At 66.6% G+C, this 21,389-nt stretch carries 24 protein-coding genes; 12 read left to right on the top strand and 12 right to left on the bottom strand.

Annotated elements, in window-relative coordinates; translation table 11 throughout:
• Positions 1-370: 370 nt before the first annotated feature.
• Positions 371-637 carry a DUF3297 family protein gene (locus ACCQ15_RS18195; RefSeq protein ID WP_008573330.1) on the bottom strand — a complete coding sequence of 89 codons (267 nt, stop codon included), beginning with the start codon at positions 635-637 and terminating at the stop codon, positions 371-373.
• Between the two features lie 166 nt (positions 638-803).
• On the opposite strand from ACCQ15_RS18195, the gene ACCQ15_RS18190 reads away from it, so the two are divergent.
• Positions 804-1,355 carry a DUF6630 family protein gene (locus ACCQ15_RS18190; protein ID WP_008573331.1) on the top strand — a complete coding sequence of 184 codons (552 nt, stop codon included), beginning with the start codon at positions 804-806 and terminating at the stop codon, positions 1,353-1,355.
• Positions 1,356-1,787: 432 nt separating this feature from the next.
• Here ACCQ15_RS18190 and ACCQ15_RS18185 read toward each other — a convergent pair whose 3' ends face one another.
• The 6 genes from ACCQ15_RS18185 to msrB all read right to left on the bottom strand — a co-directional run bounded on the left by ACCQ15_RS18185 (position 1,788) and on the right by msrB (position 6,316).
• Positions 1,788-2,072 (bottom strand): DUF4031 domain-containing protein, encoded by a 285-nt coding sequence (locus ACCQ15_RS18185; protein WP_372380878.1) that lies wholly within the window; start codon positions 2,070-2,072, stop codon positions 1,788-1,790.
• An 8-nt stretch (positions 2,073-2,080) separates the two neighbouring features.
• A complete protein-coding gene (locus tag ACCQ15_RS18180; protein WP_218499142.1) occupies positions 2,081-2,665 on the bottom strand; it encodes a hypothetical protein in 585 nt (194 codons plus the stop codon).
• 251 nt (positions 2,666-2,916) lie between these two features.
• Positions 2,917-4,074 carry a flagellar motor protein MotB gene (gene motB / locus ACCQ15_RS18175; RefSeq protein ID WP_005911263.1) on the bottom strand — a complete coding sequence of 386 codons (1,158 nt, stop codon included), beginning with the start codon at positions 4,072-4,074 and terminating at the stop codon, positions 2,917-2,919.
• A gap of 10 nt (positions 4,075-4,084) precedes the next feature.
• Positions 4,085-4,939 (bottom strand): flagellar motor stator protein MotA, encoded by an 855-nt coding sequence (gene motA, locus ACCQ15_RS18170; RefSeq protein ID WP_008573335.1) that lies wholly within the window; start codon positions 4,937-4,939, stop codon positions 4,085-4,087.
• Between the two features lie 97 nt (positions 4,940-5,036).
• Entirely contained in the window at positions 5,037-5,528 is a 492-nt protein-coding gene (locus tag ACCQ15_RS18165; protein ID WP_011348689.1) for an MliC family protein, read from the bottom strand.
• A gap of 323 nt (positions 5,529-5,851) precedes the next feature.
• The gene (gene msrB / locus ACCQ15_RS18160) at positions 5,852-6,316 is read right to left on the bottom strand and encodes a peptide-methionine (R)-S-oxide reductase MsrB (RefSeq protein ID WP_011348688.1); all 465 of its coding nucleotides are present in this window, start codon (positions 6,314-6,316) and stop codon (positions 5,852-5,854) included.
• A 240-nt stretch (positions 6,317-6,556) separates the two neighbouring features.
• Here msrB and ACCQ15_RS18155 point away from each other — a divergent pair, with 240 nt between their 5' ends.
• The gene (locus ACCQ15_RS18155) at positions 6,557-6,985 is read left to right on the top strand and encodes a hypothetical protein (RefSeq protein WP_057680898.1); all 429 of its coding nucleotides are present in this window, start codon (positions 6,557-6,559) and stop codon (positions 6,983-6,985) included.
• A gap of 161 nt (positions 6,986-7,146) precedes the next feature.
• Here the strand turns inward: ACCQ15_RS18155 and ACCQ15_RS18150 are convergent, their stop codons facing one another.
• Entirely contained in the window at positions 7,147-7,626 is a 480-nt protein-coding gene (locus ACCQ15_RS18150) for an Lrp/AsnC ligand binding domain-containing protein (protein ID WP_007963043.1), read from the bottom strand.
• Between the two features lie 148 nt (positions 7,627-7,774).
• Here ACCQ15_RS18150 and ACCQ15_RS18145 point away from each other — a divergent pair, with 148 nt between their 5' ends.
• A complete protein-coding gene (locus tag ACCQ15_RS18145; RefSeq protein WP_136733219.1) occupies positions 7,775-9,064 on the top strand; it encodes a D-amino acid dehydrogenase in 1,290 nt (429 codons plus the stop codon).
• Positions 9,064-10,161 (top strand): alanine racemase, encoded by a 1,098-nt coding sequence (gene alr / locus ACCQ15_RS18140; protein ID WP_218489805.1) that lies wholly within the window; start codon positions 9,064-9,066, stop codon positions 10,159-10,161. Before ACCQ15_RS18145 ends, alr begins: the two co-directional genes overlap by 1 nt.
• Before the next feature lie 31 nt (positions 10,162-10,192).
• Here alr and ACCQ15_RS18135 read toward each other — a convergent pair whose 3' ends face one another.
• Positions 10,193-10,768: a DUF3016 domain-containing protein gene (locus tag ACCQ15_RS18135; RefSeq protein WP_136733221.1), complete on the bottom strand. Its 576-nt coding sequence runs from the start codon at positions 10,766-10,768 to the stop codon at positions 10,193-10,195.
• Between the two features lie 249 nt (positions 10,769-11,017).
• On the opposite strand from ACCQ15_RS18135, the gene ACCQ15_RS18130 reads away from it, so the two are divergent.
• The 5 genes from ACCQ15_RS18130 (at position 11,018) to ACCQ15_RS18110 (ending at position 15,947) form a co-directional block, all read left to right on the top strand.
• Complete coding sequence (locus tag ACCQ15_RS18130) at positions 11,018-11,464, top strand: hypothetical protein (protein WP_008578031.1); 447 nt, start codon at positions 11,018-11,020, stop codon at positions 11,462-11,464.
• Positions 11,465-11,495: 31 nt separating this feature from the next.
• Complete coding sequence (locus tag ACCQ15_RS18125; protein WP_372381579.1) at positions 11,496-11,741, top strand: hypothetical protein; 246 nt, start codon at positions 11,496-11,498, stop codon at positions 11,739-11,741.
• Positions 11,742-11,846: 105 nt separating this feature from the next.
• Positions 11,847-13,883, top strand: a complete 2,037-nt coding sequence (locus ACCQ15_RS18120; RefSeq protein ID WP_005911255.1) for a PAS domain-containing hybrid sensor histidine kinase/response regulator — start codon at positions 11,847-11,849, stop codon at positions 13,881-13,883.
• Positions 13,884-14,212: 329 nt separating this feature from the next.
• Complete coding sequence (locus ACCQ15_RS18115) at positions 14,213-14,521, top strand: DUF3247 family protein (protein WP_071117580.1); 309 nt, start codon at positions 14,213-14,215, stop codon at positions 14,519-14,521.
• 88 nt (positions 14,522-14,609) lie between these two features.
• Positions 14,610-15,947: a PQQ-dependent sugar dehydrogenase gene (locus ACCQ15_RS18110; RefSeq protein ID WP_065628583.1), complete on the top strand. Its 1,338-nt coding sequence runs from the start codon at positions 14,610-14,612 to the stop codon at positions 15,945-15,947.
• A gap of 463 nt (positions 15,948-16,410) precedes the next feature.
• On the opposite strand, the gene ACCQ15_RS18105 is transcribed toward ACCQ15_RS18110, so the two are convergent.
• A complete protein-coding gene (locus tag ACCQ15_RS18105) occupies positions 16,411-16,671 on the bottom strand; it encodes a hypothetical protein (RefSeq protein WP_074053337.1) in 261 nt (86 codons plus the stop codon).
• Between the two features lie 147 nt (positions 16,672-16,818).
• Between ACCQ15_RS18105 and ACCQ15_RS18100 the strand changes: the two genes are divergently transcribed.
• From ACCQ15_RS18100 to ACCQ15_RS18090, 3 genes are read left to right on the top strand one after another with little or no spacing between them, the layout of a single operon-like run.
• Entirely contained in the window at positions 16,819-17,886 is a 1,068-nt protein-coding gene (locus tag ACCQ15_RS18100) for a class I SAM-dependent methyltransferase (protein ID WP_136733222.1), read from the top strand.
• Positions 17,883-18,596, top strand: a complete 714-nt coding sequence (locus ACCQ15_RS18095; RefSeq protein ID WP_372380877.1) for a pseudouridine synthase — start codon at positions 17,883-17,885, stop codon at positions 18,594-18,596. The genes ACCQ15_RS18100 and ACCQ15_RS18095 overlap by 4 nt, the downstream gene beginning before the upstream one ends.
• Positions 18,593-19,273 (top strand): HAD family hydrolase, encoded by a 681-nt coding sequence (locus tag ACCQ15_RS18090; protein ID WP_218196927.1) that lies wholly within the window; start codon positions 18,593-18,595, stop codon positions 19,271-19,273. Before ACCQ15_RS18095 ends, ACCQ15_RS18090 begins: the two co-directional genes overlap by 4 nt.
• A 251-nt stretch (positions 19,274-19,524) precedes the next feature.
• Here ACCQ15_RS18090 and ACCQ15_RS18085 read toward each other — a convergent pair whose 3' ends face one another.
• Together ACCQ15_RS18085 and ACCQ15_RS18080 are read right to left on the bottom strand one after the other, a co-directional pair.
• Positions 19,525-20,331, bottom strand: coding sequence for an SDR family oxidoreductase (locus ACCQ15_RS18085; protein WP_011348677.1), 807 nt, complete (start codon positions 20,329-20,331; stop codon positions 19,525-19,527).
• Between the two features lie 405 nt (positions 20,332-20,736).
• Entirely contained in the window at positions 20,737-21,297 is a 561-nt protein-coding gene (locus ACCQ15_RS18080; RefSeq protein WP_372380876.1) for a DUF1415 domain-containing protein, read from the bottom strand.
• Positions 21,298-21,389 lie beyond the last annotated feature (92 nt).

Below are 21,389 nucleotides of genomic sequence, written 5' to 3'. Positions count from 1 at the left end.
CCAGAGGTCCGGGTCGAACGGTGAGCGAGGCGAGGGCGCGGTGCCCTCGCCGCTCGCGGGACACGCCGCAAGTACGTCCATGTAAGCTCGGTGGCGACATCCATGCCGCCACACGGTCCCGCAAGCGACAAGGGCACCGCGCTAGAAAGTTGGTCGATTGCTTTGCTTGAACCCTGCGGACCGACACTCTCGACAGGTGCTTGCCCGCCTACCGTCGCCGGACCTTACGCGGCATGGATGCCGCGTAAGAGCTTGTTAAGGACGTACTTGCAGCGTGTCCGGCGATGGTGGGCAGGCAAGGAGCCTGTAGCAAACTCGCCGCTCAGCAGCTCTGCAATGGAACAGCGTGAAGTCGTTTGGTCAGCCGCTCTTACTCGGCAGCCGGTTTGGCGCCATCTTTGGTGTCCAGGTAATAGGCCACCACAGCGCCCTTGATCTTCATCGTCATCGGGTTGCCACGACGGTCGCGTGCCTTGCCGACCTGCACCTTGATCCAGCCTTCGCTGACCGAGTATTCCTCCACGTTGTCGCGTTCGATACCGTTGAAGCGCACGCCGACGCCGCGGTTGAGGGCATCGGCGTTGTGGAACGGGCTGCGTGCGTCGATGGCCAGGTGATCGGGAGGGGTATCGCTCATGGGAAAGGCGTCATGGCGGCCGGGATAGCCGTCTTCGGCCGCACAGGATACGGGCCTGCGCCGGGAAGACCAGCCCCGGCGACGCAACGACGTGCGCTCATCGGTTTGCTTGCGCGCCGTCAGGCCTCACACTTTATGCCCCTGCACTCCAGCAAACGAGACCGCAATGCCTGACAACAGTGCCGACTACGAAGACGACGAAGGCCTGCAGCCCGAGGGCGACGAAGACGATGTGGATGACCATCCCGCGCGGGTGTGGAACCTGCTGGTGCTGATCAACCCCGGCGACGAGGACACCGCGCTGGCCCAGTTCGACGCCTGGCGCGAAACGCAGGCCGGGACCGATGGCGACGACGGCGACGATGCCTGGTTGTGGGCGCTGAAGGACGTGATCGATTGGCGCTCGGGTTTCTATGTGGACTGGAAGGACGCCGATGCGTTCATCGCCGCCATCGACGAACTCAGTGCGCGCTGGAACCTGCGCATCGATTGGGGCGGCGACCTGGACGACGAAGACTTCGCCGGCAACCTGGAGGTCCCCGACTTGATGGCGGTGGCATTCGATCGCCTGCGCGAGCACGGCTACTCGCTGTGGAACTGGAACACCGGTGGCGACGCCTACGCCGGCTGGATTGCGCTCAGCCGCGACGACGACGCCATGCTGGCGCTGACCTCGTTGCTGGGGGTGGAAGTGCGGCTCGGGAATGAGGCGTTCTGAGGGTTGGGATTGGGGATTTGGCATTCGGGATTCGCAGGGGCGGTCCCGTGCTTGCTGTCGCGTGAGTCGATCTTTGCGCGCGCTGAATTGCGACAAACGTAAAGCCGCACTCATCAGGCTGTGCGGACGCCGAGCGAGTGCGGCTGTTGCTCGGAATCGGTGGACCACCGCGGCGTTCGCATCCGCCTGACGGCTGTTCACAACGTTTTGTTCGCCACGCTGATGCGCGCACTGGCTGGTCGGAAAGTTTGGGCAAGCGGCAGCAAGACAGATGCGCTGCTTGGTTGGGAGCACGCTTGCCGGCATGACGCGTGATGGAAATGGCCTTGCTCGTGCGTTCAAATCAGGCCTCCCGATGTGCTTATGCGCACGTGATCGCCGCAATCGCCCGGCACTTGCGAATCCCGAATCTCCACTCCCCAATCCCGGTTCTCAAGGCGCCTGGCCGCGCGCCTGCGCCCGCGCATTGGCGATCAAGCCCTTGAGCAGTGCGCGGTCGGTGTGGCGGGAGATGGGAATGGCGCCCAGGGCAATGGCCTCAAGGCGCAGCGGCGCGGGCACGGCGTAGTGCGCACCGCTGAGTTTGTTCTGGAAGGCGCGGCGGGGAATGCCCAGCCGCGCCGCCATGGCATGCAGCTCGTCCAGCGTATCGCCGAGCAGGTGCGCCCAGCGCTGGTCGCGCCACAGGTGCACCGCATCGTCGACGTAGACGGCCATCGGCCGGGTCAGGCCTTCTTGGACTTCTTCGGCTTCTTGCCGGCGCTGTCGCCGTCGGGCGCGTCCGCTGCAGCGTCGGAAGCCTGGTCGCTGGCATCTGCAGCACTGTCGGTGGCGCCGGCAGTGTCGTCTTCAGCCGCGTCGTCAGCACCGGCCTCGGTGCCGGCGTCCTGTGCTGCGTCTTCCGCCTCGCCGTCTTCATCCGCATCGGCGTTCTGGAACTCGGACACCAGCTTGGTCAGGTATTCCTCGGCGGTCTGGCCTTCGTCGGCGGCCAGGTCGTCGATCATCTGCTGCAGCTGGGTCGAATATTCCAGCGAAATGGTCTTGCCTTCGGCTTCCTGCAGGTTGGCCAGGTGCTTGAGCATGGCCAGCATCGGGACCGGGTTGTCGGCGCTGCCCATGGTCTGGCCGCCGATCGACAGCATCCACTCGCTGCCACCCTGCAGGCCGATCGCGGCGACCACGCGGCCATCGGCGTCCTGCAGCACGGCATGGTTGGTGACCTGGGGCGCCTGGCCCAGACGGACGAAGGGGCGCTTGGGCTGCTGCTTCTTGCGCTTGTCGCGCTTGGCCTTGGAATTACGGGACACGGTGTTCTCGACGCTGGGAATGGCCGGCCATTCTAGAGCGTGCGCCGCACGATGCGATGCGTAGCGGAGTTGGCCCGTGGATGCGAACCGGCCGCCGGGGGGCACCGTCTCCGCAGGCACCGACCTGAGAGCCGCCACCAGGACGCCCCAAGCCCGAACAACCGCAGGCCATGTTCCGGGGGGGGGGGGGGGCGACTTCCTGGCGGGTCCAGCAATTGCGGCCGGTGCCTCACACGCCTGGCTGCCCCGAACTACCGCTTCTCCACCGCCGCTTCGGCCGCTTTGGCGAGCGCCGTGGCAGAGGCCACCTGCGCGCTGGACGACATGCGCGGTCCTGCCGGACGCGCAGCAGCAGTTCCTGCCGATGCCAGGGCCGGAGCCGGGGTCGCAGCCGCGGCGGCGGCGACTGGCGGGGCCGCGGCCGGTTTTGCGCTTTCGGCAGGCGTCCCCACGGTGGCGGTGCCGGTGGCCGCGGCGCCGCTCAGATCCGGCACCTGGGTGTCGGCATCGTGCAGCGACTTGCCCAGTGCCACGCCCTGGTCTGCGCCGGCCAGCGCTGCGTTTTCGGCGTCCTGGGTCATCACCACGATACTGATGCGGCGGTTGATCGGGTTCTGCGGATCGGTCTTGTCGAACAGCACCGACGAGGACAGCCCCACCACACGCGTCACCTTGGCATCGGACATGCCCCCGGCCACCAGGGCGCGGCGCGCGGCATTGGCGCGGTCGGCGCTGAGTTCCCAGTTGGTGTAGCCGGCATCGCTGCTGTAGGCGGTGGTGTCGGTATGGCCGGTGATGCTGATGTGGTTGGGCACCTGGTTGATGAAGCTGGACAGCTCGCGCAGGATCGCCACCGTATACGGCTTGAGCTGGTCGCGGCCGATGTCGAACATCGGGCGGTTCTGCTTGTCCACGATCTGGATGCGCAGGCCATCGGGCGTGAGGTCCAGCAGCAGCTGGTCCTTGAACGGCTCCAGCGCCTGGCTCTTGTCGATGGCCTCCTTCAGGTCCTGCATCAGCGCTTCCAGGCGCCTCTTGTCCTTGGCGCGGCTGTCCACGTCGGTATCGGCCGCGTTGTCGCGCTTGCGGCCCATTTCGTCCTTCTGTCCCTTGGCCATGTCGGCGGTACCGCCGAGCTTGATCATCGAGGTGCTGGCGCCACCGGGTCCGTTCATGCCGGGCGAAGGCGCCGGCGATTTGCCGGACAGCGGGCTGGGGTTGCGGAAGTATTCGGAGATCGCCGCGCGCTGTTCCTTGGTGGTGGCGGCCATCAGCCACAGCACCAGGAAGAAGGCCATCATCGCGGTCACGAAGTCGGCAAACGCCACCTTCCAGGCGCCGCCATGATGGCCGCCACCCTGTACCTTCTTGACCCGTCGGATGATGACGGTGGATTTGGCCTCGGCCATGACCGCGGCCCTACTTGATTGTCTTCAGGTGCGTTTCGAAATCGCCGAAGCTCGGACGCACGTTGGAGGGCAGGGTCTTGCGCGCGAATTCCAGCGCGATCTTCGGGTTGTAGCCACGCAGGCAGGCCAGCAGCGCGGTCTTGACCGCTTCATAGATGCGCCCGTCCTGCTCGGCCCGCGCTTCCATCGCCGCCGACAACGGCGAGACGAAGCCGTAGGCCAGCAGGATGCCGAGGAAGGTGCCGACCAGCGCGGCGCCGACGTGGTGGCCGATCTCCTCGATCGGCCCGCCGATCGAGCCCATGGTGATCACGATGCCGAGCACCGCGGCCACGATGCCGAAGCCGGGCAGGCCGTCGGAGACCTTGCTCAGCGCATGCGACGGCGCCAGGGCTTCGTGGTGGTGTTTTTCCAGTTCCAGTTCGAGCAGCGGTTCCAGCTCGTGCGGCTCGATGTTGCTGCCGATCATCAGGCGCAGGCAGTCGGTGATGAAGTCCAGCAGGTGATGGTCGGCCACCACCTTGGGGTAGTTGCCGAAGATGGTGCTGTCCTGCGGCTTTTCGACGTGGTCTTCCAGCGCCATGAAGCCGTCGCGGCGCGCCTTGTTCAGCAGTTCGTAGATCAGGCTCAGGGTGTCCTTGTAGTCCTCGGACTTGTACTGCGGGCCCTTGAACACGCCCATGATGCCGCTGAGGGTTTCCTTGACGATCTTGCCCGGCGTGCTGACCAGGAACGCGCCCAACGCCGCGCCACCGATGATCATCAGCTCGTACGGCTGCCACAGCGCGCCCAGCTTTCCGTGCGACAGCACGTAGCCGCCGAGGACGCTGACGATGACGACGATGAAGCCAACGATGATGAGCATGGCGCAGCCGGAAGCAAACTGGGGTTGCTAGTGGTTTCGGCTTGCGCGGCCGATTCTTGAAGCGCATGGCGTGAAGACGCGCGCTGTAGCTGAATGTCTAACCGATTGTGGTGGCGGTCTCATGCACGCATCTGATCGCCTCGCCGCCTGCCAGCGACAGTGTCGCTTCGCCGGCGTGTTCCCAGAATTGGTTGCCCTGTGCATCGGCAAAGCGCGCCCCGGATGCTGCCTGGGCACTGAGCAGGATCAGCCTGCGGTCGTCGAGGGTCAGCTGCAGGGCATCGGTGGCCGCATCGAAACGTGTCGCGACCGTGCGCGGGCCGCAGCGCCAGGCCACCGTCTGCGCGGGAAGCGCGGGGTCGGCCGCCGCCGCCGCCGCTGGAGCGGGCGTCTTGGCCGGACGCGGCAGCGGGCCGGTCACGCTGGCGTCGGTGCCTGTGGCAAGCGGGCGGGCATCGGTTTGGACACCGGCTGGCTGGGCGTGTGCGGGCTTGCCCGCCTGCGCTGCCGGGGGCGGGCTACCTGCGCTGCAGCCGGCGAGTGCGGCCGCCAGCAGGCCGGTGAGCATCAGGGATGAGGACGTGTGCATCTGCGTACTCCTGCCTGGTTCGGATTGCCGCCGTGTTTGCGGCGGTTGGGACCCCAAGGGCGTGCATCTTGCGCGCCGGGCCGGGACGGCCTGCTACGACTAAGCATGCGACCGCTTTACCGCAGGGACCTAGCCTGCGTGTGGGCGGCCGTATGGAAATCAAGCCGTATCTGCGTCTCGCGCGCCGGCAACCGATCTGCACATCGTCATTGCCGGCTCGAGCCGCTTGTAGGCGGTGCCTGTCATGGCGCGCAAAGCGCAGGCAGGCGTTGTTTACTTCCTCCCGGGCACTGCAACGGCGGTGGCCCACAAACGCGGCGCCATCAGGCCGGTTGCGCCTCGGCGCCTTGGCGCTGCAGCGGGTTCGGCAGGGCCTGGCCGTTTTCGGTGAAGCCCAGCGAGACCGAGTTCAGGCAGTGGCGCTCGCCGGTGGGCGGCGGGCCGTCCGGGAACACATGGCCCAGGTGGCTGTCGCAGCGCGCGCAGACGATTTCGGTGCGGATCATGCCGTAGCTGGTGTCGCGGATCTCGCGCACATGGGCCGGGTCGTAGGGCGCAAAGAAGCTCGGCCAGCCGGTGCCGGACTCGAATTTGGCGCTGGAACGGAACAGCGGCAGCCCGCACAGCCGGCAGGTGTAGACACCGTCCAGCTTGTTGTCCAGAAACACCCCGCAGAATGGCGCCTCGGTGCCATGGTGCAGCAGCACGCGCTGTTCCTCGTCGCTGAGCCCGGCGATCAGGGCATCGCGTTGGGCGGGGGAGGGAGGGGTCAGATCGAACTGGCTCATGGGGCTCTCGCATGCGCTCGCCAGCGGGGTGCCGGCGCCTGCTTCCGTGATGTGGGCAGTGTCGGGGTGGTTCAACCGGTGAGACGCAGCCAGCGGCCCGCCACTGCGGCGGAGGGGCAGCCCTTCTTCGCACCGCAACCACCTTGCGAAAGCGTTCATCCCCTGGCCGGTCGCATGCATTGCCGCAGCGTCCTTGCGCCCCAATCACTGCATGACCCTCGAACACACAAGGTGCCTGTCATGGCGATCCACGCATCAAGCCGCCGCGTTCTGCTATGCGTTCTACTGGCGCTGACCGGCGCGGTGGCGGCGCAGTCGGCCACCACCACGCGCTCATCCACGACCTTGCAACCCATCACCACGCCGACGCCCGTCCCGCCCACGGTAACGCCGCCGCGCGCGCTGCAGCCGGCGCCTTCGGCCGCACCGGTGCCTTCGCAACTGGGGCAACGCCCGGTCGCGCCGAGCATCCCCACGCATGGGCCGGCACAAATGCCGGTCGCGCCTGCCGGCAGCCAGGTGGCGCCGACCAAGCCGATGGTCTACGACCGCAACGGCCGCCTGCTGCAGGGCATGCAGCCGGCCGGCGCCAACCGGGTGCTGGATACCAAGACCGGCCGCTACTACGACGCGGTGCCGGCGGGCGATGGCATGCGCGTGGTGCGCTGACAGCAGCAGCGCGATCTGATGCGCCAACCGCCAACCGCCAACCGCCAACCGCCAATCGCCAATCGCCAATCGCCAATCCCGAATCCCGAATCCCGAATCCCGAATCCCGAATCCCGAATTCCGAATTCCGAATTCCGAATTCCGAATTCCGAATCCCCGCCTCAATCGGCGATCGGCAACGCCAGCGTCTCCTTGACCTCTTCCATCACGATGTAGCTCTTGGATTCGCGCACATGCGGCATGGTCAGCAAGGTGCTGCCGAGCAACTTGCGGTAGGACGCCATCTCGCTGATGCGCGCCTTGAGCAGGTAGTCGAAGTCTCCAGAGACCAAGTGGCACTCCAGCACGTTGGGCAGCTTCAGCGCGGCGCGGCGGAATTCTTCGAAGATGTCGCCGGACTTGTAGGCCAGGCTGATCTCCACGAACACCAGCAGGCTGGCCTTGAGATAGTGCGGGTCCAGCCGCGCGTAATAGCCGGTGATGGCGCCGTCGCGCTCCAGCCGGCGCACGCGCTCGGTGCACGGCGTGGTCGACAGGCCGACCCGCTCGCCCAGTTCGGTGAACGAAATCCGCCCCTCCTGCTGCAGGATGCGCAGGATCTTGCGGTCGATCTTGTCCAGCTCGCGGGCGCGGGTGCTCATGGGGTTTGTCTGCGCAGGGTTTGGCAGGAAGTTTCACTGCAAAGCCGTGCCGATTCCAGAAATGGCACTGCCTGGCTCGCAATATACTGCGTCTAACTGTCCCCCTCGGCGTGTGGTTGTGGGGGAATGCCCTTTCCAGGAGAACGACATGCGTGTGCTCATTCTCGGCAGCGGCGTCATCGGCGTGACCAGTGCGTGGTACCTGGCGCAGGCCGGTTGCGAAGTGACCGTGGTCGACCGCCAGCCGGCAGCGGCGCTGGAGACCAGCTACGCCAACGCCGGCCAGCTGTCGTTCGGCTACACCTCGCCGTGGGCGGCGCCCGGCGTTCCCGGCAAGGCGGTGAAGTGGCTGTTCGAGCAGCACGCACCGCTGTCGATCCGCCCCACCCGCGACCTGCGCCAGCTGGCCTGGCTGAGCCAGATGCTGCGCAACTGCACCGCCGAACGCTATGCGGTGAACAAGGCGCGCATGGTGCGCATGTCCGACTACAGCCGCGATTGCCTCAACGCCCTGCGCGCCGAGACCGGCATCGAATTCGAAGGCCGCCAGCTTGGCACCACGCAGTTGTTCCGCACCCAGCAGCAGCTGGATGCGGCCGCGCAGGACATCGAGGTGCTGGCCCAGTACGGCGTACCGTACGAGCTGCTGAGCCCGGCGCAGATCGCGCAGTTCGAACCCGGCCTGGCCGGCGGCGGCGCGCAGATGGCCGGCGCGCTGCGCCTGCCCGAAGACCAGACCGGCGACTGCCGGCTGTTTACCCAGCGCCTGGCCGAACTGGCCGCGCAGGCGGGGGTCACGTTCCGCTACGGGCAACAGATCGAGCGGCTGGAGCACGGCGGCGGCCAGGTCAGCGGCGTGCAGATCGATGGCCGCATGGAAACGGCCGACCGCTACGTGCTGGCGCTGGGCAGCTATTCGGCCGATTTGCTGCTCTCGCTCGGCCTGCACCTGCCGGTGTACCCGCTCAAGGGCTATTCGCTCACCATCCCGATCGTCGATGCGCAGCGCGCGCCGACCTCCACCGTGCTGGACGAGAGCTACAAGATCGCGCTCACCCGTTTCGACGACCGCATCCGCGTCGGCGGCATGGCCGAGGTGGCTGGCTTCGATCTGTCGTTGAATCCGCGTCGTCGCGCCACCCTGGAAATGGTCGTCAACGACCTGTTCCCCGGCTGCGGCGATCTGGCCCAGGCCGAGTTCTGGACCGGCCTGCGCCCGGCCACCCCGGATGGCACCCCGGTGGTGGGCGCCACGCCCTATGCCAACCTGTTCCTCAACACCGGGCATGGCACGCTGGGCTGGACCATGGCCTGCGGTTCGGGGCGCTACCTGGCCGACCTCATGCAGGGCCGCACGCCGGAGATCGATACCGAAGGTCTGGACGTGTTCCGCTACCTGTCGCCGCGCAGCGCGCGCGCGCAGCGGGAGGCCGCGTAGTGCGTCCTGCGCAAGCGTCGATCGATCTGGAAGCGTTGCGCCACAACTACCGCCTGGCCAGGCGCCTGGGCGGCAGCAAGGCGCTGGCGGTGGTCAAGGCCGACGCGTACGGGCATGGTGCAGTGCGCTGCGCGCAGGCGCTGGAGCCGGAAGCCGATGGCTTTGCAGTGGCCTGCATCGAAGAGGCGCTGGAACTGCGCCAGGCCGGCATCCGTGCGCCGATCCTGTTGCTGGAGGGATTTTTCGAACACGACGAGTTGCGCCTGATCGCCGAGCACGATCTGTGGACGGTGGCGGCCACGCAGCAGCAGGTGCGCGCGCTGGCCGAGTTCCAGAGCCCGCGGCCGTTGCGGGTGTGGTTGAAGATGGACAGCGGCATGCATCGGCTGGGCCTGTCGCCGGAGGATTTCCGCGCCGCCTGGTTGCGCCTGCGCGGGCTACCGCAGATCGCCTCGCTGGTGCTGATGACCCACCTGGCACGTGCCGACGAGCTGGACTGCAGCCGCACCGACGAGCAGGCGGTGGCCTTTGCGCTCACCGCCGGCGGCATGCGCGCAGAAACCAGCCTGCGCAATTCGCCCGGCCTTCTTGGCTGGCCGGCGCTGCGCAACGATTGGTCGCGCCCCGGGCTGATGTTGTACGGCGCCAACCCGTTCCCGCAGCACACCGAGAACACCGCGCAGCTGCGTCCGGTGATGACGCTGCGCTCGCGCATCATTTCGGTGCGCGAGTTGCCGGCCGGCGAGCCGGTGGGCTACGGCGCCCGCTTCGTTGCCGAACGACCCACGCGCGTCGGCGTGGTGGCGATGGGCTATGCCGACGGCTATCCGCAGTTCGCGCCCAACGGCACCCCGGTGCTGGTGGACGGGCAGATCTGCCCGTTGATCGGTCGCGTCTCGATGGACATGCTCACCGTGGACCTCACCGACCACCCGCAGGCCGACATCGGCACGCCGGTGCAGCTGTGGGGCGACGCACCGCAGGTCAGCGCGCTGGCGGCGCAATGCAACGTCAGCGCCTACCAGCTGCTGTGCGGGCTCAAGCGGGTGCCGCGGAGCTATGTGGGTGAGGCGGCAGTAGGCAAACTTTCAGCGTAGGTGCATCCCTAGAGGGGCTTTCAGCGGCAACTCACAACCCGGCGGTACTGCGATCGCCATGGAACTGCTTGCGCACCCAATCGTCGATCATCGCCTTTTCGAAGCGCAGCGGATCGCTGTCGGTCAGGCGCGGTCCGCTCATCAGAAAAGCCGAATCCACCAGCTTGCGTTCGCCCTGGTCGATCACGCGGCCATCGGCGCCGGTAAGCGTGTAGGTGAAGCTCAGGCGCGGCGGGTAGATGTCCTTGACCACGCGCACGTCCTGCATGCGCGGCCCGTGCCAGGGCTCGTACTGGCCGGCGCGGCGGATGTCGGTAATGGTCACGCTCAGATGCTGGCCATCGGGCAACTGGCGCGCTGCGCTCTTCTGAAAGTGGGTGGCCAGCTGGGTCACCCAATCGCCGCGTTGCGCCTCCCAACGGTTGCCGCTGAAGCGCATCTCGGAGAACTGCGCAGGGTCGGTCCAGCGCACGTCTACCTTGCCGTCGCTGCCAAGCGCGCGCGGCGCATCGGGGTCGGTGACGTTGCGCACCCCGGCCTGCGCACCGGTCGCGGCAAGCACACCGGCCAGCAGCAGGCTGGCGCCGGAAAGATTGGAAAGTTTCATCGAAAGCCTCCAAGCGGAAGGTACGGTGTGTACCGGCTGTTTTCGCAGTGTGGGGGCGCCTCGGAACGCCCGCAACGCGCTGCACGCCTGGGTTCGTCACCACGTTGCCGCGCGGTTAATCCGCTTGCGGAACACCATGACGGCGGGTTCACTGCGCCTGCGCCCGCGCTTCACGGCACAGCCCGGAAGATCGCCAGCATGGACACCCACACTTTCCGCACAAAATCAGCGTCTTTGGCGCCGGCTCACATGCCGTCGGATGTGCGTTTGCAATTCATCGACTGGGCCAAGCAGCACGGGCACAACCCCGCCTCCGGCGCGGCCGCCTTCGTGGCACTGCAGAGCGAGGTCGACCTGGACCTGGCCACACGCGCGCTGCAGCTGGAGCCCGGTGCCGATTCGCGCGCGGCGCTTCGCGAGCATCTGGCTGCACTGGCGCGCCAGGTGGATGTGGCCGTGCAGTTCCCGCCGGTCTACACCTATACCGCGGCCAATGGCCTGGATTACCGCTACTCGCTGATGCTGGTCATTGCTGAAGATTGCGTGGAGTGGACCGGCCGGGTCTGGCACGACCTGGACTATCAGGGAATGCTCACCGGCCGTGGGCAGGGTCCGCGTGCTAACTACACCCAGCTGGCGCGCATGGCGCTGGAACATGAGCTTGATCAGGAGCGTCCCCGTTATGTCCAGGCATGAACTCGAACTGCAATTGCCGGTGGGCGCGTAGATTGCCGGTGGGGAAGACGGCTTCAGCCAGCGCTGCCGCGAGGAATGCGCGCAGATGGGGGTGGCGCGGGTCCGCCTGTTGCTGCTGGACTCCGATTACGCAAGGTCCACCGCCTGGCGCGAGGAAGCGCAACGCTGGATGGACGAACAGCTGCGTCGCGAGGGCGAATGGGTGTTCCGCGGCGTGATCGCCGGCATCGTGGTGCTGGCAACCTGCATCGGATTCGCCGCCACCACCTTGTGGTGAACACGGGGCTGGGCGAGGAAAGCGTGAACTTGCCCAGCCCCACGTGCACCCGCTGACGACATCAGGCATGGTTTCATCTGCCCGTCATCCGCTCCGGCAGCATCCGTGGTTTCCGATTTGAGCACTCCTTCTTCCAGCCCCACGCTGGCTGCCGCACTGCCGGCCGCCATCGCCGAGCCGTTTCTGGACCCGGCGATGTATCACGAGATTTTCCACAACATCGATGCCGGGTTTTGCGTCATCGACATGGTGTTCGACGGCGAGCAGGCGGTGGACTATGTGATCCGCACCACCAATGGTGCCTTCGAGCGCTACACCGGCCTGTCGCCCAACGCACTGAACGTCTCCATCCGCAACCTGCTCCCCGAGCACGAGCAGGAATGGTTCGACCGCTACGGCCACGTCGCGCGCACCGGCAACCGCATCCACTTCGAAATGCAGGCCAAGGCGCTCAAGCGCTGGTATTCGGTGGATGCGTTCCGGGTCGGGCAGCCAGAGCAGGCACGGGTGGCGATCCTGTTCATGGACATCACCGAGCGCAAACGCGTCGAGCGCGAGCTGGCCGAGAGCGAGGCGCGCTTCAGTGCGCTGGCCGACGGCTTGCCGATGCCGGTCTGGGTGCTGGACGCGCAGGGCGTGGTGCGCTTCGTCAACAGTGCGTATGGCGAATTTTTTGGCCTGGATATTTCCAGCGGTACGGTGTCGGCGTGGAGCGAACTGCTGCATCCGGACGACTTGCCGACGTTCCAGTTCGAGTTGGCCGCATCGCTGCAGGAACAGCGCGGCCTGCGCGCGCTGGTGCGTGCGCGCCGCCATGATGGGCAGTGGCGCTGGATCGAAATGACCGCAACCCCGCGCTATTCGGCCGACGGCCGCTTCATCGGGCTGGCCGGCAGCAGCCCGGACGTGACCGAGCAGCGCGAGATCGAACTGGCGCGCGAACAATTGCTGGAATCCGAGCGCAGCGCGCGCAACGAGGCCGAAAGCATGGCGCGGTTGAAGGACGAGTTCCTGGCCACGCTGTCGCACGAACTGCGTACCCCGCTGACCACCATCCTGGGCTGGAGCGAGTTGCTGCTGCAGCGGGTCGAAGAAGGCCAGCCGTACTACAAGGGGCTGTCGGTGATCGCCAGCAGCGCACGCGCGCAGAAGCGGCTGATTTCCGACATGCTCGATCTCAGCAGCATGTTGCTGGGCAAGGTGCAGCTGGAAGTCGAATCGCTAGATCTGGTCGAGCAGGTGCGCGAAGCCTTGAACACCCAGGAACTGGCTGCCGAAGGCAAGGACCAGGTCCTGGAGCTGCACGTGCCGCCCACGCCCTGCCTGGTGCTTGGCGATGCCACGCGCCTGCAGCAGGTGTTGTGGAACCTGCTGTCCAACGCAATCAAGTTCACCCCGGCACATGGTCGTATCGACGTCAAAATCGAGCGCGACGATGGGCATCTGGTGGTCTCGGTCTGCGATTCCGGCGACGGCATTGCAGCCGAATTCCTGCCGCACCTGTTCGGTCGTTTCCGCCAGGCCGACGGCACCACCACGCGCCAGCATGGCGGGCTGGGTCTGGGCCTGGCCATCGTGCAGCAGTTGGTGGAAATGCACGGCGGACAGGTCGGCGCCACCAGTGGCGGCCGTGGCAAGGGCGCGACCTTCACCGTGCGGCTGCCGGAACATATTCCCGACCAGGCCAAGCGCCCACGCCGCGAGCTGCGGCGGCGTCTGATGTCCGAACAGATCGTCGAAGCGCGCGCGCTCAATGGCTTGCGCCTGCTGGCGGTCGAAGACCAACCGGACATGCTCGATTATCTGCGGCGTCTGCTCGAAGAGCAGGGCGCCGAAGTGGTGGTTGCCGGCAGCGCCACCGATGCGCTGGCATTGATCGATCATCGTGGCCACGCGCGCTTCGATTTGATGCTGACCGATATCGGCATGCCGGGCATGGACGGTTACGGCTTGATCCGCACGGTGCGCGAAAACCTCGGGCTGGATGCCACCGCGTTGCCGGCCGTGGCAGTTACCGCCCTGGCCCGCGAAGACGACCGCAAGCGCGCGCTGGAGTCCGGGTTTCAGGAACATCTGGCCAAGCCCTACAGCGTGGCGCAATTGGTCACGGCCGTGCGTGCCGCGCGCCAGGCGGTGGAGTAACCGGCGCGCAGCGCACAGCTGCGCAGCGAGTCACCGCAAGGTGGTGAGGCGACGCGTTGAATATGCAGTAGCGTGTGTGGCTTGCGTACCTGGCGTCTTTCCATGAGGCGCCGATCTGCCCCAGAACAACCGATCGTCATGCGACGCACAGGTGGTTTCGTGGATGAGCCTTTCACCACCGTCGCAGCATGGCCGCGCGAGAAGACGGGTGCGTGCGCATGCCGCTGGGTGCCAACAAACGCCCTTGCCGATCACCGGTACACGACGTTTTCTGCCTCTTTCACGCATGCTGGCCTAGCGTGGTGCGCTCAGCTCACGGAGATCGCGCAATGCCCAAGTATGCCCCGCACGTGTATTCCGAACAGGTCCAGATCGCCACGCTCGAACATTGGGTGTCCCTGCTCGATGGTCAGGAGCGTGTGCGCATCGAACTCGACGACGGCAGCATGATCAGCGGCACGGTTGCCGTGCGCCCAAGCCTGCAGACCTATCTGGACGAACACGACAACGAGGGATTGAACGGTCAGCTGCGGCTGGACCAGCTGGATGCATCGCAAGAGCCGCAATGGATCTGGATGGACCGGATCGTGGCGGTGCACCCGTTGTTGCTGGGCGCCGATCCGCAAGTCATGCCGTGACGGTGGTGTGTTGACGGTGTGTTTACTTCTCGCCGACGCGTTGGCGGCATGATCGCTGGCTGACGCAACCGTCCAGGATTTGCCCGCAATGAATGCATCCCGATTGAAGTTCGCTCGCTGGCCGCTGTCGTTGATGGCGCTGGCCGCCCTCGCCGCGTGCGGCGACACGGCAACATTGGCGATCGAACAGGGAACCGGGCCGGACCCGCAATTGCCCGAGCCGGTGAAGCGTCTGATTCCCACCGTCAAGGTGGCGCCGGTCAAACGCTGGGCAGCCAATGCAAAGCCCATCGCGGCCGACGATCTGCAGGTTGCTGCGTTTGCGCGCGATCTGGATCACCCGCGCTGGATCTACGTGCTGCCCAATGGCGATGTGTTGGTGGCCGAAACGGCCGAGCCGCCCAAGCCCGAGGATGCCGAAGCAGGTGGTGGGCTGCGCAAGAAAGTGCAGGGCGCGATGATGAAAAAGGCCGGCGCGGCGGTGGCGAGCGCCAATCGCATCACCTTGCTGCGCGATGCCGACGGCGACGGCGTGGCAGAAGTGCGCACGCAGTTCGTCAGCGGGCTGTTTTCGCCGTTCGGCATGGCGCTGATCAGCGACCGCTTCTATGTCGCCAATGCCGATGCGCTGGTGAGTTTTCCGTACAAGCCCGGCGACACGCATCTCACCGCCAAGCCGACTTTCGTGGCCAATCTGCCCGGTGGCATCAACCATCATTGGACCAAGTCGCTGCTGGCCAGCCCGGACGGCAGCAAGCTCTATGTCGGCGTCGGTTCCAACAGCAACGTGGCCGAAAATGGCATGGAAGCCGAGCTTAATCGTGCGGCGATCCTGGAAATCGACCCGGCCACCGGCAGCAGCCGCGTCTTCGCCGGCGGCTTGCGCAACCCGGTGGGCACCGCATGGGAGCCGCAGAGCAAATCGCTGTGGGTGGTGGTCAACGAGCGCGACGAAATCGGCAGCGACCTGGTGCCGGACTACCTCACCTCGGTGCGCGACGGCGGTTTCTACGGCTGGCCGTACAGCTACTACGGCCAGCATGTCGACGAGCGGGTCAAACCGCAGAATGCCGAACTGGTGGCCAAGGCGATCAAGCCCGATTACGCGCTCGGCCCGCATACCGCATCGCTCGGCCTGAGCTTCGCCAGCGGTACCTTGTTGCCCGAGCGTTTCCGCCAGGGCGCCTTCATCGGCCAGCACGGCTCGTGGAATCGCGACCCGCCCAGCGGCTACAAGGTGTTGTTTGTCCCGTTCGCCGATGGCAAGCCCAACGGCCCGCCGATCACGGTGCTGGATGGATTCCTGGATGCCGAAGGCAATGCGCAGGGCCGCCCGGTGGGTGTGGCCTCGGACAGTCGTGGCGCACTGCTGGTGGCCGACGATGTGGGCAATGTGATCTGGCGGGTGACGCCGAAGGCGCGTTGAGCCGGGCACGTCGATCACTTGCGCACACCAGCGGGCACTACCAGTTGGTTGCGGGAGACGCACGGCCCCCAAAGGATCACCCTCCGTCTCTCACTAGGAGGGCGGCCCGAAGGTGGACGAAGGCGATGTGCGCAGCCTGGGTCTACACCGTGTAGAAAACGGTTTGTCGCAGCGCTGCTGACATGCGCCGCAGGCAGCAATTGGAAACACGCGGCTGGAAACACGCGGCAATTCGAGAGTGCACCCTCGGTTTTTTGCCGGAAAATGCGAAGGTCCGCGAGCTGACCGATGTGAGCGGTCGGACGAACTGCGTCCGATCGGCAAAATCAGGGCAAGAACCCGGTCCAGCCTCGCGCAGCGTGTCGGCTGTGAACTGTGCGCTGCAGTCGAGAGCGCCTGACGTATGCTTCATCGCATGCGGCAGGGAAGGGTTCCAGGCGCCCGCATCAACTACCTCGTTCCCTTAACGTGGCGCCTCCGGCGAGGCACTGAAGCGGCGGGCATAGCCACGCTCTTCGGTAATGCGGGTGATGTCCTCGTCTGCCATTTCCGGGGCGCCGTACACCGCGTAGGCCACCGTGCCGTCGCCGCGTTCGCCGATCTGGTGCAGACGGTAGCGGGGTCTGCCGGCGCCTGTGTTTTCGGGGTAGTGCATCGGTGGCGGGGTGTCGTCCAGATCCATTTCGCTGTTGTCGACAACTCCTCCTACGAACAAGGCTCGCATCGTGTCTCTCCGTGTGGGCTTGGACCCCAGCCTAGGCGGGCGAATGTTGCGCGCGCATCAATGGTCCGTATACACAATGGAAGGCGCGCGGCGGGCATCTGGCACACGTCCCTTACAATGACGGCCTGTTCCTGACCCGATGATCCGATGGCTGGCCCGCACGACGCCCCGCTTCAAGCCCTGTTCCTGCCTTTTGCCCAAGGCGCGCTGCCATGGTCGGAAGGACCGGTGTTGTTCCTGCGCGCGCGCGACGGTTTTCCGCTGCGCGAGCAGGCAAGCCCCCAAACGCTGACCTGCGAGCAGAGCTTCCGTCCGTTCGCCGAAGCGCTGGAGCGCAATGGGTGGACCGTGCGCGAAGAAAGCGAGATCGAGGCCGACAGTACGCGCTATGCCCTGGTGCTGGTGCTGCCTCCGCGGCAGCGCGAGGAGGCGCGCGCGCTGTTCGCACGTGCGGTGGCGCTGACTGCGCCCGGTGGCCGTGTGGTGGCCTGCCAGTCCAACAACGAAGGCGCACGCTCGGGGGAAGCCGATCTGCGCCAGCTCACCGGGCTGGCCGGCAGCCTGACCAAGTACCACTGCCGCACCTATTGGAGCGCGCCGCTGCCGGCCGACACCGATGCCGCGCTGCAGGCGCGCTGGGCCGCGCTGGATGCGCCACGCAAGATTCTGGACGGCCGCTTTGTCAGCCGTCCCGGCGTCTTCGCCTGGGATCGCATCGACCCGGCGTCCGCGCTGCTGGTCGAGCATCTGCCGACCACGCTGGCCGGCCATGGCGCCGACCTGGGCGCTGGTTTTGGTTATCTATCGGCCGAAGTGCTGGCGCGTTGTCCCAAGGTCACCGCGCTGGATCTGTACGAAGCCGAGGCGCGCGCATTGACGCTGGCGCGGCGCAACCTGCAGGACATCGCGCATCCGGCGCAGCTGCACTACCACTGGCGCGATGTCACCGCCGGGCTGGTGGCGCAATACGATTTCATCGTCAGCAACCCGCCGTTCCATACGCCGTCGCGTGCCGACCGCCCGGACATCGGACAGCGCTTCATTGCGGTGGCCGCACAGGCATTGCGCCCGGGCGGGCAATTGATACTGGTCGCCAACCGGCACCTGCCTTACGAACAGGTGCTCAACGACAGTTTCGGACAGGTCCGCGTGGCTGCCGAACGCGATGGGTTCAAGCTGATCGCGGCGATCCGCGGCCGCGGAGCGCGCCCATGAAGCTGGTCAAACACATCGCCAATCTCGGCTACGGCAGCCGCAAGCAGGTCACCCAGCTGTTCCGGCAGGGCGCGATCACCGATGCGCAAGGCGAGGTGCTGTATGCCGACGACCAGGTGGAGCACGACGCCATCCGCATCGATGGCGAACCGCTCGACCCGCCAGCGGGCTTGAGCCTGTTGCTGCATAAACCCAGCGGCTACACCTGCTCGACCAAGGACACCGGCCGGCTGATCTACGAATTGCTGCCGCCACGTTTCGGCCTGCGCGCGCCGGTGTTGGCGCCAGTGGGTCGGTTGGACCGCGAGACCAGCGGCATGCTGTTGATGACCGACGACGGCGCGCTGCTGCACCGGATCATTTCGCCCAAATCGGCCCTGGACAAGGTGTATGACATCACGCTGGCCGAGGACCTGCATGGCGAGGAGGCCGCGCTGTTCGCCAGCGGCAGCTTGCTGTTGGACGGCGAAACCAAGCCGCTGCTGCCGGCCGAGCTGGAGGTGCTTGGCCCACGCCAGGCGCGGCTGACCTTGCACGAAGGCCGCTATCACCAGGTGCGGCGCATGTTCGCTGCCGCCGGTAACCACGTGGTCGCGCTGCACCGCAGCCGCATCGGCGGCCTGTCGCTGGATGGATTGCCGTCGGGGCAATGGCGTGCGCTGGAGGCGAACGATCTTGAGGTGTTGTTCGGCCGCGGCGCTCCGGCATGACCCACAGTGCAGCGCTGCCGTTTCGCCCGCAGGCGGTGATCTTCGACATGGATGGCTTGATGCTCGATAGCGAGCGCGCCATCACGGCCTGCCTGGCGCAGGCCGCCGACGACCAGGATCTGCAGATCGAACCGGCCTTCTGGTTGCGCATGGTGGGCACCGGCGATGCGGCCTGCCGCCGGCTGCTCGGCGAACGGATCGGCGAGGCCGCGGCCGACACCATGCTGGCGCATGCGCAACGGCTGTATGCCGCTGCGGTCGAGCGCGGCATCCCGCATCGGCCCGGCATCATTGCGCTGTTGGACTATCTGGCAGCCCAGCGCATGCCGCGCGCGGTGGCCACTTCCACCCAGCGCCCGCTGGCGCTGCGCAAGCTGGAAGCGGCCGATCTGTTGTGGCGCTTCGATGCCGTGTGCACGGCCAGCGATGTGGTCCATCCGAAACCTGCGCCGGATATCTACCTGCTGGCTGCGCGCACCTTGGCGGTAGACCCTGCGCACTGCCTGGTGCTGGAAGACTCGCCCACCGGCGTGCGTGCAGCATTGGCGGCCGGCATGACACCGATCCAGATTCCGGACCTGCTCGAGCCCGACGCCACCGTGCGTGCGCTCGGCCACCGCATCCTGCCCTCGCTGGGTGATGCGCAACGCTTGCTGGAAGCACGCTTGTCGGGGTGACGGGTTCGGGTGGATACGTCGCGGGGCCAGTTCATGCGCCAACCCGGCTGTGATCACGCAGGCGCTGCCGACCGCCTCGCTGCGCTGTGCCCGCTCCGTGCCGCTGGCGGCCAACCCTCGGGGAAGCGCACTGTGGCGCGCCGATACCGCGTTGCGCGCCTTGCCCACGCGGCCAGCCTGGGCCGCAGCGCACGCCTTGTCTCGACGCGCCACAGGACGCTTCGCACTCACCTCAACGTACATCACACGCTCTACGCGTAGTGCATCTTGCGCGACATGCCACCGTCGACGATGAAATCCTGCCCGGTGACGAAACCGGACAGCTGCGGCGCAAGCAGATACACCGCCAGCTGCGCAATGTCTTCGGGTGTGCCCACGCGCCCGGCCGGGTGCTGTGCATGGTCGCGACGCGACAATTTCGGTGCCCGCCGGCGCTGCGGCGCGCGCCACGCATCGGTGCTGATCCACCCCGGGCTGATGCTGTTGACGCGCACATGCGGTCCTTCGCTCAGCGCCAGCGCGTGGGTAAAGGCCACCAGGCCGCCCTTGGCTGCGGCGTACGCTTCGCTGTGCGGCTCCGATTGCCAGGCGCGGGTGGAGGCGATGTTGACGATCGCCCCACCGGCTGGCGCCTGCCTGAGCGCGGGCAGCGCCTGCTTGCTGCACAGGAAGGCGCCGTGCAGGCTGGACAGCCGGCTGTTCCAGGTGTCCCAGTCCAGTTGCGGCAGTGCTGCGATATGCGGATCGGGCACGCCGGCATTGTTGACCAGCCCATCGATGCGCCCGAAGCGCTTGAGCGCTGTGGCGACCAGGCGCGTGGCCTGCGCCTGGCGCGCGGCATCGCAGCGGACGAAAGCGCTACGGCGCGGCAGTGCCCACTCCTGCAGGCAGGCCTTGCCGGCATCGGCATCCAGATCGCCAATCACCACGCTGCCGCCCGCGCCCAGCACCGCCTGGGCAATGCCGCGGCCGATACCTTGCGCCCCACCGGTGACCACCACCACGCGGTCCTGTAGCGGCGACGGGTTCCATGCGGAAACTGCGGGGATCAAGGCCATGGCATGCGGCACGTGGGTGAGGGTGGCGGCACTGTAGCGCGCGGGCTGTCGTCGTCGCAGCAACGTGGAGCGCGGATGAGGATTGGGGCGCACGTGCCACGCGTGCGCTCGATGTCATCCGCATTGAACCTGACGGATGCAGGCTGATCCGGGCAGCTGCCCGGGCCGCGTGCGTTCCGCAATGTCCCGGTGCCGCCGGTGCTGCTGCGCCTGCACTCAATCACACGATTGCCCGGTGCCACGCGTGTGCAGCGTGCCCGGCGGCATGCGGCGCTCGACCAGTTCGACGCCGAGCACGTGATCCGCATGCGGCTGAAGAACTTTCGCCCTGTTTTATGCCAACGACCTGCGGGCGCAGGTGGCGAAAATCGCACTCGCTGCAGTCCCGGACGGCAGGTGCAGCACTCAGTGCTTTGCACCGTTGAGCACGCGCTCCCAGCCATCGCTGCCCAGGCGTTGGAGCGTCTGGATATTGCGTTCCACAATCACATCCGGATCCGGGAACGCCGCCACCGCACGCTCCACGCTGTCTTCGCGCAACAGGTGCAAGGTTGGGAAGGGCGAGCGGTTGGTGAAGTTGGCCACATCGTCCAGCGCCGCGCCTGCGAACTGGTAATCCGGATGGAAGCTGGCCACCTGCAACACGCCTTGCAGGTCCAGCGCTTCCACTGCCGCATCGGCGTTGTCGAGAAAGTCGTTGTAGTCCAGGAAGTCGGTGAGAACGTCCGGATGCACGATCAGCGTGGTGTCGATCTGTTCGGCCGGCGTATCGCGCAGCAGCACCAGTTCCTCGGCCAGTTGTTCCAGCAAGGCTTCGGGCGTGCTGGCATCGCTGAGCACCAGCCGCACCTGTTCCTTGACGTACACCGCCTTGGCGAACGGGCACAGGTTCAATCCGATCACCGCACGTTCGATCCATTTGCGGGTGTCGGCGATCGGATCGGAGGTTGCGGGCGTGGTGGTCATCGTGGCGGCAGCGGGCTGGCGCGCCAGTGTATGCGATCGCCATGCAGCGGACCGCGCGCGTGGTTGGAGGCAGCAGCGGGCGCTAGCGGGGC

Origin of the sequence: Xanthomonas sp. NCPPB 1754 (genome assembly GCF_041475725.2) — a bacterium.
Classification (GTDB): Bacteria; Pseudomonadota; Gammaproteobacteria; order Xanthomonadales; family Xanthomonadaceae; genus Xanthomonas; species Xanthomonas euvesicatoria.
This window is presented reverse-complemented; position numbering and strand designations above follow the sequence as displayed.

Excerpts from the sequence above, each read along its gene's own strand:
- ACCQ15_RS18195 (WP_008573330.1), bottom strand. The coding sequence starts at position 637 with ATGAGCGATACCCCTCCCGATCACCTGGCCATCGACGCACGCAGCCCG.
- ACCQ15_RS18190 (WP_008573331.1), top strand. The coding sequence starts at position 804 with ATGCCTGACAACAGTGCCGACTACGAAGACGACGAAGGCCTGCAGCCC.
- ACCQ15_RS18185 (WP_372380878.1), bottom strand. The coding sequence starts at position 2,072 with ATGGCCGTCTACGTCGACGATGCGGTGCACCTGTGGCGCGACCAGCGC.
- motB (WP_005911263.1), bottom strand. The coding sequence starts at position 4,074 with ATGGCCGAGGCCAAATCCACCGTCATCATCCGACGGGTCAAGAAGGTA.
- motA (WP_008573335.1), bottom strand. The coding sequence starts at position 4,939 with ATGCTCATCATCGTTGGCTTCATCGTCGTCATCGTCAGCGTCCTCGGC.
- ACCQ15_RS18165 (WP_011348689.1), bottom strand. The coding sequence starts at position 5,528 with ATGCACACGTCCTCATCCCTGATGCTCACCGGCCTGCTGGCGGCCGCA.
- msrB (WP_011348688.1), bottom strand. The coding sequence starts at position 6,316 with ATGAGCCAGTTCGATCTGACCCCTCCCTCCCCCGCCCAACGCGATGCC.
- ACCQ15_RS18155 (WP_057680898.1), top strand. The coding sequence starts at position 6,557 with ATGGCGATCCACGCATCAAGCCGCCGCGTTCTGCTATGCGTTCTACTG.
- ACCQ15_RS18150 (WP_007963043.1), bottom strand. The coding sequence starts at position 7,626 with ATGAGCACCCGCGCCCGCGAGCTGGACAAGATCGACCGCAAGATCCTG.
- ACCQ15_RS18145 (WP_136733219.1), top strand. The coding sequence starts at position 7,775 with ATGCGTGTGCTCATTCTCGGCAGCGGCGTCATCGGCGTGACCAGTGCG.
- ACCQ15_RS18135 (WP_136733221.1), bottom strand. The coding sequence starts at position 10,768 with ATGAAACTTTCCAATCTTTCCGGCGCCAGCCTGCTGCTGGCCGGTGTG.
- ACCQ15_RS18130 (WP_008578031.1), top strand. The coding sequence starts at position 11,018 with ATGCCGTCGGATGTGCGTTTGCAATTCATCGACTGGGCCAAGCAGCAC.
- ACCQ15_RS18115 (WP_071117580.1), top strand. The coding sequence starts at position 14,213 with ATGCCCAAGTATGCCCCGCACGTGTATTCCGAACAGGTCCAGATCGCC.
- ACCQ15_RS18110 (WP_065628583.1), top strand. The coding sequence starts at position 14,610 with ATGAATGCATCCCGATTGAAGTTCGCTCGCTGGCCGCTGTCGTTGATG.
- ACCQ15_RS18105 (WP_074053337.1), bottom strand. The coding sequence starts at position 16,671 with ATGCGAGCCTTGTTCGTAGGAGGAGTTGTCGACAACAGCGAAATGGAT.
- ACCQ15_RS18100 (WP_136733222.1), top strand. The coding sequence starts at position 16,819 with ATGGCTGGCCCGCACGACGCCCCGCTTCAAGCCCTGTTCCTGCCTTTT.
- ACCQ15_RS18095 (WP_372380877.1), top strand. The coding sequence starts at position 17,883 with ATGAAGCTGGTCAAACACATCGCCAATCTCGGCTACGGCAGCCGCAAG.
- ACCQ15_RS18090 (WP_218196927.1), top strand. The coding sequence starts at position 18,593 with ATGACCCACAGTGCAGCGCTGCCGTTTCGCCCGCAGGCGGTGATCTTC.
- ACCQ15_RS18085 (WP_011348677.1), bottom strand. The coding sequence starts at position 20,331 with ATGGCCTTGATCCCCGCAGTTTCCGCATGGAACCCGTCGCCGCTACAG.
- ACCQ15_RS18080 (WP_372380876.1), bottom strand. The coding sequence starts at position 21,297 with ATGACCACCACGCCCGCAACCTCCGATCCGATCGCCGACACCCGCAAA.